This is a genomic window from Providencia sp. (assembly GCF_003533305.1).
GTDB lineage: Bacteria > Pseudomonadota > Gammaproteobacteria > Enterobacterales > Enterobacteriaceae > Providencia.
Window position 1 is genome coordinate 121,964 of the sequence record NZ_DOEH01000009.1, and the last position, 13,939, is coordinate 135,902.

At 37.2% G+C, this 13,939-nt stretch carries 11 protein-coding genes; 8 read left to right on the plus strand and 3 right to left on the minus strand.

Annotated features, from left to right (window positions below; genetic code table 11):
- The first annotated feature begins 120 nt into the window (after positions 1-120).
- Both pntA and pntB read left to right on the plus strand, forming a co-directional pair.
- A complete protein-coding gene (gene pntA, locus DD649_RS03235) occupies positions 121-1,650 on the plus strand; it encodes a Re/Si-specific NAD(P)(+) transhydrogenase subunit alpha (protein WP_294103540.1) in 1,530 nt (509 codons plus the stop codon).
- 13 nt (positions 1,651-1,663) lie between these two features.
- Positions 1,664-3,052 carry a Re/Si-specific NAD(P)(+) transhydrogenase subunit beta gene (gene pntB / locus DD649_RS03240; protein ID WP_294103881.1) on the plus strand — a complete coding sequence of 463 codons (1,389 nt, stop codon included), beginning with the start codon at positions 1,664-1,666 and terminating at the stop codon, positions 3,050-3,052.
- 132 nt (positions 3,053-3,184) lie between these two features.
- Here pntB and uspE read toward each other — a convergent pair whose 3' ends face one another.
- Positions 3,185-4,129 (minus strand): universal stress protein UspE, encoded by a 945-nt coding sequence (gene uspE / locus DD649_RS03245; protein ID WP_294103542.1) that lies wholly within the window; start codon positions 4,127-4,129, stop codon positions 3,185-3,187.
- Between the two features lie 125 nt (positions 4,130-4,254).
- A complete protein-coding gene (locus DD649_RS03250) occupies positions 4,255-5,010 on the minus strand; it encodes an FNR family transcription factor (protein WP_294103545.1) in 756 nt (251 codons plus the stop codon).
- 363 nt (positions 5,011-5,373) lie between these two features.
- Here DD649_RS03250 and DD649_RS03255 point away from each other — a divergent pair, with 363 nt between their 5' ends.
- The 5 genes from DD649_RS03255 to DD649_RS03275 all read left to right on the plus strand — a co-directional run bounded on the left by DD649_RS03255 (position 5,374) and on the right by DD649_RS03275 (position 10,926).
- Entirely contained in the window at positions 5,374-6,384 is a 1,011-nt protein-coding gene (locus tag DD649_RS03255) for an NAD(P)H-quinone oxidoreductase (RefSeq protein WP_294103547.1), read from the plus strand.
- A gap of 406 nt (positions 6,385-6,790) precedes the next feature.
- A complete protein-coding gene (locus DD649_RS03260) occupies positions 6,791-8,731 on the plus strand; it encodes a pyridoxal-dependent decarboxylase (protein WP_294103549.1) in 1,941 nt (646 codons plus the stop codon).
- 82 nt (positions 8,732-8,813) lie between these two features.
- Entirely contained in the window at positions 8,814-9,962 is a 1,149-nt protein-coding gene (tyrP, locus tag DD649_RS03265; protein WP_294103882.1) for a tyrosine transporter TyrP, read from the plus strand.
- Positions 9,963-10,181: 219 nt separating this feature from the next.
- The gene (locus tag DD649_RS03270) at positions 10,182-10,724 is read left to right on the plus strand and encodes a PadR family transcriptional regulator (RefSeq protein ID WP_294103550.1); all 543 of its coding nucleotides are present in this window, start codon (positions 10,182-10,184) and stop codon (positions 10,722-10,724) included.
- A 1-nt stretch (position 10,725) separates the two neighbouring features.
- Positions 10,726-10,926 carry a DEAD/DEAH box helicase gene (locus DD649_RS03275; protein WP_294103551.1) on the plus strand — a complete coding sequence of 67 codons (201 nt, stop codon included), beginning with the start codon at positions 10,726-10,728 and terminating at the stop codon, positions 10,924-10,926.
- A 315-nt stretch (positions 10,927-11,241) separates the two neighbouring features.
- On the opposite strand, the gene DD649_RS03280 is transcribed toward DD649_RS03275, so the two are convergent.
- A complete protein-coding gene (locus DD649_RS03280; RefSeq protein ID WP_294103555.1) occupies positions 11,242-12,984 on the minus strand; it encodes an ABC-F family ATP-binding cassette domain-containing protein in 1,743 nt (580 codons plus the stop codon).
- A gap of 408 nt (positions 12,985-13,392) precedes the next feature.
- Between DD649_RS03280 and DD649_RS03285 the strand changes: the two genes are divergently transcribed.
- Positions 13,393-13,869, plus strand: coding sequence for a GNAT family N-acetyltransferase (locus tag DD649_RS03285; protein WP_294103557.1), 477 nt, complete (start codon positions 13,393-13,395; stop codon positions 13,867-13,869).
- The last annotated feature ends 70 nt before the right edge of the window (positions 13,870-13,939 follow it).

Genomic DNA, 13,939 nt, shown 5'->3' on the forward strand with positions numbered 1-13,939 from the left:
AGGTTATTAGCACATTTTAAAACTGTTTTATGCAGAAAATAGGACTTTTCCAAGAAAATGGTCATTTTTTTTGCAAACACCCTACATACAACATTACTTTAGGCTATAAAAGGGAACATTATGCGTATTGGTATACCAAGAGAACGACTTGCCAATGAAGCGCGTGTTGCTGCTACACCTTCAACAGTGACTCAACTTTTAAAGTTGGGTTTTTCTGTTTGTGTAGAGAAAAACGCGGGACATTTGGCCAGTTTTGATGATGCAGCATATGAGGCTGTTGGTGCAGAAATAGTTGATCGTGATGCTGCATTTGCAGCGGATATCGTTTTTAAAGTGAATGCGCCACTAGATGATGAAATTCCTTTATTTAAGGAAGGTTCGACGTTGGTAAGCTTTATTTGGCCAGCTCAAAATGCTGAACTAATGGAAGCGTTAAAAACACGCAATATTACTGTTATGGCAATGGATGCGGTACCTCGTATCTCACGTGCGCAGTCACTTGATGCATTAAGCTCAATGGCAAATATTGCAGGTTATCGGGCAATAGTTGAAGCCGCACATGAATTTGGCCGCTTTTTTACTGGACAAATTACAGCCGCCGGTAAAGTGCCACCAGCAAAAGTCATGGTGATTGGTGCAGGTGTAGCAGGTTTAGCAGCTGTCGGTGCTGCGGGTAGCTTAGGCGCAATAGTTCGCGCATTTGATACTCGTCCGGAAGTAAAAGAACAAGTACAAAGTATGGGCGCTGAATTTCTTGAACTTGATTTCAAGGAAGAAGCGGGCAGTGGTGACGGTTATGCCAAAGTCATGTCAGAAGCGTTTATTAAAGCTGAAATGGCATTGTTTGCTGCGCAGGCCAAAGATGTTGATATTATTGTAACTACTGCGTTAATTCCTGGCAGACCAGCACCTAAGCTTATTACTAAAGAAATGGTTGAGTCGATGAAACCGGGGAGCGTCATTGTTGATTTGGCGGCTCAAACTGGAGGTAACTGCGAACTGACGCAAGCAGATAAACTCGTTGTCACTGATAATGGCGTGAAAATTATCGGCTACACTGATTTACCAAGCCGTTTACCAACTCAGTCTTCTCAATTATATGGTACTAACCTTGTTAATTTGATGAAGCTGCTATGCAAAGAGAAAGATGGTGAAATTGTCATTGATTTTGATGATTTAGTCATTCGTGGTGTTACTGTGATTAAACAAGGTGAAATTACTTGGCCAGCACCACCAATTCAAGTTTCTGCACAGCCACAAGTCAAATCTAAAGCAATAGAACGCGTCAAAGCTCCCGAGAAAAAAATGTCTCCAGCGGCTAAATATAGCTTGATGGCACTGGCTATTATTCTATTTGGTTGGTTTGCAAATTCGGCGCCAAAAGAGTTTCTATCTCACTTTACTGTTTTTGCACTCGCGTGTGTTGTGGGTTATTACGTAGTTTGGAACGTCACTCATGCTCTGCATACACCATTAATGTCTGTCACTAATGCGATTTCAGGAATTATTGTTGTTGGTGCAGTTTTACAGATTGGTAGTGGTGGTTGGGTAAGTTTCTTATCCTTTGTTGCTATATTGATCGCAAGTATCAACATTTTCGGTGGATTTACAGTTACTCACCGTATGTTAAAAATGTTTCGTAAAGGGTAAGGGGTAACTTATGTTGTCGAGTGGAATTGTGACTGCAGCATATATTGTTGCTGCTATCCTATTTATTTTCAGCCTAGCAGGGCTATCGCGCCATGAAAGTTCTCAAAGAGGGAACGCTTATGGCATCGCAGGGATGGCAATTGCATTAATTGCTACCATACTTGGACCAGATAGTAGCAACATTAGCTGGATGATCATTGCAATGGTTATCGGTGCCGTTATTGGTATTCGATTAGCCAAAAAAGTTGAAATGACTGAAATGCCAGAGCTGGTGGCTATTTTACATAGTTTCGTCGGTTTGGCTGCTGTATTAGTAGGATTCAATAGCTTTATTGCTAGTGAAGGCCATGCTGATGCGGTTATGGAAAATATTCACCTAACTGAAGTCTTTTTAGGTATTTTCATCGGCGCGATCACTTTTACGGGGTCAATTGTCGCTTATGGTAAATTATCTGGAAAAATATCATCTAAGCCGATGATGTTACCAAATAAACATAAGCTCAACTTAGCTGGACTTATTATTTCATTCATTCTGTTAGTTATTTTTGTTAAAACAGAGAGTGTTGGTCTGCAAGTATTTGTTATGTTGATCATGACATTGATCGCATTAGCATTTGGTTGGCATCTTGTTTCATCAATTGGTGGTGCGGATATGCCAGTTGTTGTATCAATGCTAAACTCATACTCAGGTTGGGCTGCCGCCGCCGCTGGTTTCATGTTAAGTAATGACTTACTGATTGTCACGGGTGCGTTGGTGGGGTCTTCAGGGGCAATTTTGTCCTATATTATGTGTAAGGCGATGAACCGCTCATTCTTTAGCGTTATTGCGGGTGGTTTCGGTACTGATGGTACTGCATCAAGTTCTGACGAAGAGATGGGGGAGTATCGCGAAACATCGGCAGAAGACGTTGCTGAAATGTTGAAGAACTCAACATCAGTTATCATCACTCCAGGTTATGGATTGGCAGTAGCGCAAGCTCAGTATCCAGTACATGATATAACGGCTAAATTACGTGAACGTGGTATTAATGTTCGATTTGGTATTCATCCAGTTGCTGGACGTTTACCAGGTCATATGAACGTATTACTAGCTGAAGCGAAAGTACCTTATGACATCGTGCTAGAAATGGATGAAATCAATGATGATTTCGCTAATACAGATACAGTGTTGGTTATTGGTGCTAATGATACGGTTAATCCTGCGGCATTAGAGGATCCTAATAGCCCAATTGCTGGAATGCCAGTACTAGAAGTTTGGAAAGCGAATAACGTTATTGTATTTAAACGCTCAATGAATACGGGATATGCAGGTGTACAAAATCCATTATTCTTTAAAGAAAATACACAGATGTTATTTGGTGATGCTAAAGATAGTGTAGATGCTATTTTACGTGCACTCTAAAACTCAAAGGTGTTAACAGAAGGCTCTGCATGTAAATGCAGAGCCTTTTTTAGAGTGAAAACTGAACGAAATGTATGAAAATGTGAGTATTAGGCAGTCATGTAACTAAAATAAAGTGCTCGGACTTCGCTGCTATTCATCTGTTGGATTAATCGGGCATACAAATCCATCAGGTTTAATTGCCAGTAAATCGCATTTTAGTTTATCAATGATGTGTTCGGCAGTATTGCCGAGAAAAGCAGCTGAGATCCCCGTGCGCCCTAATATTCCGAGAACAACAACACCTGCTTCCAATTCTTCACACATATCGGGAATGATTTTTTCAGGTAGGCCCTCGCGAACATGTGTGAATTTTTCATCGATACAGAATTTCTGCCGTAGTTCTTTCATTGCTATCAGATGTTGTCCACGTAATGCATTGTTATATAAGCTAGGGTCAAAATCAGGTAATTCAATTGCAATATTCATTGGTGCGACAGGATAGGCACTTACTAAATGAATATCTTGATCTTTCATAATCCGTTGAGCTAAATCTTTTGTTTTCTCCACCAGCTTAATATTAAGGTCGTCATGATAAGATTCTTCATTAGATAAATTAACAGCGACAACAGCTGAGCCATGGTCGGGCCAAATTTTATCTTTCACCATCCAAACAGGACATGGACATTTTCTTAATAAATGCCAATCAAGTGGTGTAAATATGATTGATTCAAAATTATCAGTTTGATGGGCCATTTTCAGTAATAAGTCATGTTCTCCGCCAATGACTTCCTGAATAATGGCTTCATAAGGCTTATTATGCCAAATGACTTTAATTTCAATATCAATTCCAGCTTCTAAATAAAAGTGTGCTTGTTGCTTTATCCATGCGGTTTTTTGGCTGATAACGCCTTTTCTCATTGCATGGCGTTCTTCAGGGGAGAGCAGCGTTGTCATATCGTAGGAAAGGTCATAGATAGGTAAAAACGCTTTTATCCGTCCACCATTACGCTGCACAATGTAGACAGCACGTCTCAATGCAGGTTGATCATCCTGATTTGGGTCGATCGCAACTAGGAGATTTTTGTAGTTTGCCATATTGAAATCCTCTCAACGTACGGATAGTTCCATAAGGATAAATTAAGTTATTGAGAAGAAATAGGCAAGAAAACTGAGGAAAAAAACAAAACCGAACCACAGAGATTGTGATCCGGTTTAGGATATTAGTTAGTAATAGCTGAAACTTTACCTGCGATATCAGTAAGTTTGGTCATATCTTCGATGGTAATATATTTACCTTTAACACTGAGCATACCACTTTTTTGGAAACGACCTAAAAGGCGGCTAATGGTTTCAACTGTTAAACCAAGGTAATTACCAATATCGCCACGCGTCATTGTTAACCTGAATTCTCTAGGTGAAAAACCACGCTCTGCAAAACGGTGTGATAGATTAAGAATAAATGCAGCTAATCTTTCTTCCGCATTTTTCTTGGATAAAAGGAGGATCATTTCTTGATCTCCTTTAATCTCTCCACTCATTAAGCGCATAATTTGTTGACGTAGATTAGGCATTTTGCCAGACAAATCATCGAGTGTTTCAAAAGGTATTTCACAAACCATTGAGGTTTCAAGTGCCTGAGCAAAACTTGGGTGCTGTGTATGAATAATTGCGTCAAAGCCAACTAAATCACCAGCAAGGTGGAAGCCTGTAATTTGCTCATCACCTTCCTCAGTAATAGTATAGCTTTTTATAGTTCCTGAGCGAATGGCATACAATGAACGTAGTTCATCGCCAGCCTTAAATAAGGCTTGCCCTTTTTGAATTGGTTTTTTACGCTCAATAATATTATCAAGTTGATCCAGTTCATGTTCATTCAGTGTGAAAGGAATGCAAAGTTGGCTAATACTACAGTCCTGGCAATGAATAGCACAACCACCAGACTGGATGCGACGAACAACTCTTTTTTCTGGGATCATATTAAATGCTCAATCAAGTTAGAATTATTGATATGAGTCAATTTTAACATAAGATAACGCGACTGGTAAGTAGTAATATAAAACAGAATTGACTTATTAAATAAAAAAGCAAGAGATGTCAAAAGTAATAAGTTAATGAATTTAGAGGTAAATGCTGAATTAAGTAATATTATTAAATAATAAACTGGCTGTATATTAAATATAAAATGGCAAAAAATGAAAAAATGCTTTTAGTGTGTATTAAAATGTATTCATAAATTTAGGATTCAACCCATGTATACGTTAAACTAATTAGCATTAAATTAACACAAAAATAAACATATAAATATCAATTTTTTAAATAAACCCACAAAGGAAATCATAATGACAAACAATCAATTGCTCTTGCCTACTACAATGCAATTTGTCGATATTATAGAACCTGGGGGGGCGGATAAATTGCAATTAAAAGTAAAAGCATTGCCTCAGCTAGCTCCAGGTTATTTACTTGTCAAAGTTGAGGCTATTGGTGTTAATCGCCCTGATATTTTTCAAAGAATGGGTTCTTATCCGCCACCCGCAGATGCTTCGCCTATTATGGGGCTAGAAATTTCAGGAAGTGTTGTTGCTAAAGCTGATGACGTCACTGAATGGCAACTTGGCGACAAATTATGCGGTTTAGTTGAGGGCGGTGGTTATGCTGAATATTGTTTAGTGCACAAAAATATTGCGTTGCCATTAGGTCATTTATCTTTTATTCAAGGTGCCGCTATTCCAGAAAATTTTTTTACGGTGTGGGCAAATGTTTTTCAAATTGGAAAACTTAAAAAGAATGAAACAGTGCTGATTCATGGAGGCACCTCTGGAATTGGGAGTGTCGCGATTATGTTAGCGAAAGCCTTTGGTGCAACAGTTATTACCACCGTAGGTTCAGAAGAAAAAGTGAAAGCGGCGGAGTTGTTAGGTGCAGATTGTGTGATTAATTACCATACAGATGATTTTGTTCAAGTCTCATTAGATTATACCTCATCTCGTGGCGTTGATATGGTTGTTGATATTATTGGTGGTGATTATGTCGCTAAAAATTATCTTGCAGCGGGGAAATTTGGGCGAATTATTCAAATTGGCATGATGAAAGGAAATCCAATAAATTTGAATATGATGCCATTAATGGTTAAGCGATTAATTCATACTGGTTCAACAATGCGATCTCGTACAATTGAAGAAAAAAGCCAGATTTCCGCTGAATTAAAACAACAGGTATGGGGTATGTTGCAAAATAGTGAAATAAAACCAATTATTAACAAAGTCTATAAGTTAGAACAGGTTGCGGATGCCCACCGTCATATGGAATCAGGTGACCTTATTGGTAAAATTGTATTATTAAACAATTAATTAATTTTATTTCTTATGTGACTAATTAGTTGCAATATATTTTTATTTTGAGTGATCTTAATTTTTATTTATAACAAATTATTTACATTATCAAGTCTTTTTGGCGTAAATATCTCTTTACAGCTGACTAAATTTTGATTTTTTGTGCCTGACCACAAATCCGAATGAAATTATGCTGAGTTTATTAATATTTTAATGAATATAGATTATATCTATAGGCAAGTTGGTTTCTTAGCGGCTTGTCTATCAGTATTTAATTGAGGATTGATATTAAGAATAACAATGTTATTAATAAGTTGTTGTCTTATAAAGACATATGTCCGTTATTGCACTTTCCAATGATAATAAGTTAATAAACTTAAAAGCAACTGACTTGGGTCAATTGTGAATCGAAGGTGTAGTGATAATGAATAATTTTAAAAATTCAAATATGAATGTGGATGCATTATTTCTTGGGCCAAAATCTGAAAATGCTGTTTTTTTCAAAGAAATGATGGAGTATGCCGTTTCTGAACACATGTATTGGCGTTCAGGTTATCACCCAGAAGATCCAGAGCTTATCTCAACCGTCGATAGGTATGCCCCCGAATATAGGGATACATTGTATCGTACAGAAGGCATCCTTAATCAGCTTTCTTCTAAGCTTAAAACAACATCCGTTCCTTGGTTTTCGCCTCGTTATATGGGCCACATGAATGCAGATACCTTTATGATATCTAATCTCGCTTATGTGATGGCAATGCTGTACAACCCAAATAATTGTGCACAAGAATCATCTCCCACGACCACAGTACTTGAAATAGAAGCAGGGCTCGATTTATGTGCAATGTTTGGTTATGACACACAACAAGCATGGGGTCACATTACGTCAGGTGGTACGGTTGCTAACTATGAGGGGTTATGGGTTGCTCGAAATATTAAAACACTGCCTTTAGCAATGGCGAAACATCCACAAGCACAACACTTATTAAAAGATAAGACAGCGCAAAGTTTACTGAATATGTCCACTGATGCAGTGCTTGATTTAATGGATGAGCTAAAAAAACAAGGTTTATTTGAACAGGTCAGAGAAATGAGCTGTCGAGGTGAGGGAGTTGAACAGGATCAATTAGGACAATTATTAGTCCCTCAATCTAAACATTATTCGTGGTTGAAGGCGATGGATATTTTGGGATTGGGTCAACAAAATATAACGCAATTACCTGTCGATGCTCATTATCGTACTGATATAGTAAAAATGCGTCAGATTGTATTTTCATTAATAGAGCAAGGTGAGCCAATATTAGCGGTTGTTGCGGTTGTTGGCACAACTGAAACAGGGGCGATTGATAATGTCGCTGAAGTTATCAAACTACGTCAAGAATGTGAAGAACGCTTTGGCGTTTCATTTTATGTGCATATAGATGCAGCTTATGCGGGATATGCATGTGCGATGTTCCGAGATGAAAACAATCAATTTCTTGATTATGAAATATTAATACAACGCTTCCACAGTGAAGGTGTTTTTCCAACAGATATTATTTGGCCACAACCTGATGTTTATGAAAGTTTTAAAGCACTGAGCCAAGCAGATTCAATCACCGTTGATCCCCATAAAGTTGGTTTTATTCCTTATGCGGCGGGGGCCATTTGTATGAAAGATAGGCGTATTGTTGATTTAATTTCCTATCATGCTGCTTATGTTTTCGAAGAAGTACAGGAAAAAAGCCGCAAATCGGAAAAACAGCATAATGTTTTATTAGGTTCTTCAATAATGGAAGGTTCAAAAGCGGGTGCCACAGCTGCTGCAATATGGGCTGCCCACCGACTTGTTCCTTTAAATCTTTTAGGTTATGGCAAGGTGATCGCTGCTGGGATCACCACGGCTAATTGGATGATTGAAAAAATTAATACCAGCAAACCTTATATTATTGATGGTCGAGAATTTCAAATTACCGTGATGCCGTCACCCGATTTTCACATGATAAATTTTATGTTTAGGGAGTGTGGAAATATATCGTTAGCTAAACAAAACCAACTTAATAAGCGTATATATGAATTATGTTCATATGCAGCAGGGCGCACGTATACTAATGATTTTTTAACATCATCGACTTCGCTGACTTATGAAGAATACGGTAATAGCCCACTGGAACTCTGCCGGAATGCAGGATTTACTGATGATGAATGGCATAAAGTGCGATCAATCTATGTATTAAGAGCTGCAATCATGACGCATTGCCTACGTGATAAACAACATTTTGAGCGTTATTGGGTTGAATTGAGAAATATTTTTGAAGATAAATTACAACAGCTTATCGATGAAGAAAATAAATTTACTCAGATTAATCAAAAGGTTTGTATTTAATTTTATTGGCTAGGATCTCAATATGAAAAATCGCACGCTAGGTAGTGTTTTTATTGTTGCTGGTACGACAATCGGTGCTGGTATGTTAGCAATGCCAATTGCAGCGGCTGGTAACGGCTTTATGGTGAGTTTGGCGATGCTGTTAGGTTTGTGGGCATTGATGTGCTATACCGCGCTATTACTCGTTGAGGTTTATCAGCATGAATCTCATGAAACAGGGATAGGTAGTGTAGCTGAGCGATATTTAGGCTCAGGCGGTAAATTTATCACCGGTTTTAGTATGATGTTTTTGATGTATGCTTTAACAGCAGCCTATGTCAGCGGTGCAGGGGAAATTATTACCTCTAATTTAAAGAGTAGTTTTGCAATTGATTTAGCTGATTGGCTAGGTATTGTTATTTTTACTGTTATTGGTGGTGGCGTTGTTTGTTTCGGTACGTCATCAGTGGATTTTATTAATCGTATTTTATTTGCTGCAAAAATTGTTTTTTTAGTGATGATATTGGCACTAATGATGCCGCATGTTGAGCAACAAAATTTATTATCCGCACCGACAGAAAAAATATTAATTTTATCTGCGATACCTGTTTTTTTTACATCATTCGGTTTTCATGGCAGCGTGCCCAGTATTGTGAAATATATGGGCGGAGATGTTAGAAAGCTACGCATAATATTCATTATTGGTAGTGCTATTCCGCTAGTCGCTTATATTTTATGGCAAATTGCCACATTAGGCAGTATTGGCACCACGACATTTGTAGGCATTTTATCTGAAAATGTCGGATTAAATGGGTTGTTAGATGCCATTAAGGACGTTGCTCAGTCGGGTAAAACAGAATTAATTGCTCAAATGTTTATGAGCCTAGCTTTAGCGACATCATTTCTTGGAGTGGCTTTAGGATTATTCGATTTTTTAGCTGATCTATTTAAAAGACAAGATAATGCATCAGGACGACTACAAACGGGATTACTCACGTTTTTACCTCCGCTCATATTTGCTTTATTTTATCCTAAAGGCTTTATTATGGCGTTGGGCTTTGCGGCAATTGCCTTATCGATTCTGGCATTATTACTACCGAGCGCGATGGCTTTTAAATCAAGAAATATTAATTCACGTAAGTATCAGGTATTAGGTGGTAGTACTGCATTATTGATTGTGTTCCTTTGTGGCATAATTGTTATTGGTGTACAGCTCGGGATAGCGTTTAAAATATTACCTAATGTTGGTTAATTAACTGTCATTTGTTTTAGTCTTAGAAAGCCAGCCATTATAGGTTTTATCTGAATAATGGTTGGCTTTATTGTTTCTTTTTATCCTCTACTTAATAATGATTATCATTAGCACTTTATGCAAAAAACCGATATATCTAAAGCTGGTGTTTTCTGTAGAATATACTATTATATTAGATATATCGGTTTACTGTAGTAAAAACAATGCCAGAGAGTGTTAATGAACAGTATGCAACAGCCTGAAACATGCCTATGTAATGGCAAAAGTGTAAGGCGAATGTTTAATCCCAAACAACTACGTATCTACATTTTACACTTGCTTGCGGATGGGACCAATTACGGATACGAATTGATCAAAAAAATAAGTCAGGGTACTGCGGGTTTTTATTGTCCGAGTCCTGGTGTTATTTACCCAACGTTGACACTTTTAGAAGAATTAGGCTTTATTATTACAGGTAAAGATAGTGGGAAGGGGCGTAAATGTTATGCTATAACCCCAGAGGGCCGGTGCTTTTTATTACTAAAAGCAGATATCTTTGCTGAAGTTAAAATGAAATTAAATTATGCACAAGAACTTAAAGCAGGAAATCAATTTGCGAATGAGATTGAGTGTGCAGTAGATAAATTTAAATCGTTATTGAGGCATAAAATTGTTTTGCAGCAACTAACGACAGAAGAAACTGAAAAAGTGATTGAAATCATTAACAGCGCAGTTGATAGGATTGAACAGGTTAATGCCGTATTAGTGGCAGAGGATAAATAAGATGGCAAAAACTCATGATATTATTCAAGTGAAAGAGCATTTATATATGAACGAAATAATCAAACCAGTACAGAATAATTCAGCAGAAGAAACTAATGCTGAACAAGCAAAAAAACCAGCTACAGATGCTAAATTTAAAGAAGTTGTTTGCCCTAAGGTGCCGACATCTTATTTTAAGCGAGCAAAAAAACAAAAGGCTTAATATTAGAATTGATGGTTTACAAAATCTTTATTCATAAAGTGATTATCTCTAATGCATTAGAGGGAATTATTTAATGCGTTATAGAAAAACTTATCATTATTCAATGTTTATTTTAGCGATGAACTGCGTTTCTCATGAAATAAAGTGTCTGAAATATACGGACGAAAATGGAAGTGTTAAGTGTCATACGTATAGCTATTTTGTAAATTAAGTTAAATATCATTTACTAAATAATATCAAGCTTTCACTATAATTTCCCAACATTTGTAATCCCCTGACTACGCAAGGTAATCAGGGGCTATTTAAAAACCCAAATTATAAATCTAATTGTGATTGAATTTTGGCTATTTCATCAACCCACTGTTGTTGCAATTGTGGTTTTTGATGTGCCAACTTACGTAGTTTATCTGTCTGTAATTTTTCTTCTAATATCAATAGTTGTTCTAATAATTCATCTTCATGAGAAACATGGCTTTCACTTATTTCTGTAATTAAGTTAAGCGAATTATCTGCAATGAGAATATTATTCGATTGATGAGATTGCTGCTCAATTTGCTGATATATATCATCAAGATTGAGGTACTCTTCCAAGCGATTATTATGGATATACCAAAATCGCTGACAACTATTTTCTATTAACCATTTATCATGACTGACGACTAATAAAGCCCCAGAAAACTGAGTAATTTGCTCACTTAGCGCTTCTTTACCTTCAAGATCAAGGTGGTTTGTCGGTTCATCGAGTAAGATCAATTCATATTGAGCAAGGCTGAGTCCAATAAAAAGTAATCTGGCGCGTTCACCGCCACTTAAAGTTGAGACTTTTTGCTGATGCCTGATATAGGGAAACCCTGCGCCAATTAAGGCCATTTTCCGTTGATCATCGGTTAATGGTGCAAAATTTCGCAATGCATCAAGTAAATTGTCATTGTCATTAAGCTGCGCTAATTGTTGGTCATAATAACCCGCACTAATTGCAGGATGAAATTTCAGTTGAGAACTATAACGTAGTTCTTGCTGATAATTTTGCCAAATTAATCGTAATAATGTTGATTTTCCACACCCATTAGCGCCAATAATAGCGATGTGATCGCCACTTTTTACTTGATGAAAACTTGTTGAAAATAAAGGTGTAGCATCAGGCGTTTTAATGCGTGCGTTATCGAATTCAAGCACTCTATTGGCGGGTATTGATTTGCCATTTAGCGCAAGTTTCCATTGATAACCCTCTGAAAGTTCAGTTTGTGCATCCTTCAAACGGTCAACTTGTTTTTCCATTTGCTTGGCTTTACTCGCCAGTCCTTCATTGTCATACACGCGTCCCCAAATAGCTAAACGCTTTGCACTTGAGGCAACACGATCTATTTCCTTTTGCTCTGCTTGGTGACGATGCTCGTCAGCAGCATCTTTTTCAATTAATGCTTTACGAGCAGCACTGCAAGGCAGCCGATAAAAATGCAATGTTTTATCACGTAATATCCAAGTACAGTTTGTGACTTTATCGAGTAACGATTGGTCATGAGAAACAAGGACAAAGCTGCCTTTCCATGACTGTAGGAAATTACCTAACCAAATCAGCGTTGGTAAATCCAAGTGATTACTGGGTTCATCAAGTAACAATAAATCCGGTTGAGAAATCAATGCACGGCCTAGCAACAAGCGGGTGTGTTGACCTCCACTGATTTCATTGGCTTTTTGTAACCATTGTTCAGAAGTAAAACCTAATTCAGATAACAGAACTTCAGCTCGCCAACGCTCTGATACCTTATCTTGTTCAGGCAATTTTTGTACTAATGCTTCAATTAATGTTAATCCAATAATATCATCAGGTAAGTGCTGTTCAATATAGGCAGTTACACAATGGTTGGCATAGGTAATGCTGCCACTATTTGGTAATAATTGATGAGTGATTAATTTTAAGAGAGTGCTTTTTCCGCTCCCGTTATGGCCAATTAAACCAATGCGATCACCTTGTTGCAAAGTGAATGTCATATCGTTTAATAGTGAACGAGTGGAAGTATCATAGTTCAATGATTTTACAGATAATAATGTGCTCATAGCTTACTCAAATTTTAGGCATAAAAATGCCAAGGTATCGTAATAACGATAACCCAGTAAGCTGAGGAAGTTTCCTTTAGTTAGTGTCTTCGCTCAGGCAGGATTATCGCAGTATAAAACTGTGAAAGCCTGAGCTTTGACGATTGCCAAAGAAGTGTGAATATTCAATTAGATCACACAACAGCATAGTTTAGCCTCCTTATTTTTAGGTTAAGTTGAACACTATTCTTATCATAGCAAATGATATCTTTTTAATGCAATAGCTATAATTGCGTTGTTTATTATTGGTTTATTGATTGCTATAACTAATTCTAATAATGGATATATTTAAATGAATTATATTTCTACTGCTAGTGAAATCGATGATAGCTATTTAAAATTGGCGCTCAAACTACAAGAGATCAAAAAATGAATATCGAAATAAAACCCGCTACTCTCGAAAATGCCACGTTAATTTTGGAGATGATTATCGAGCTTGCTGATTATGAAAAAGCGCGCCATGAAGTAAAAGCAACGGTTGCGGACATTGAAAACTCACTGTTTGGCCCGAATTCAAAAACGGAAGCATTAATGTGCTATGTGGATGGGAAACCAGCCGGATACGCTGTTTTTTTTACAAGCTATTCAACATGGCTTGGTAATAATGGCATTTATTTAGAAGATTTATATATTTCTCCTGACTTTCGTGGAACGGGAGCAGGAAAGACATTATTAAAACATATAGCAATACTAGCCTGTGAAAGAAAATGCCAGCGACTCGAATGGAGTGTATTGGATTGGAATCAACCTGCTATTGATTTCTACAAGAGCATTGGTGCAGAACCACAAGATGAATGGGTTCGTTATCGTATGGATGAAAAAACAATCATTAGCTTTGCAAGTTAAGTATCAACTGAAATAAAGTCGGTTTATAATCCATACTAAATAGAAGCAATAAATTTAGATAAAGTCACTA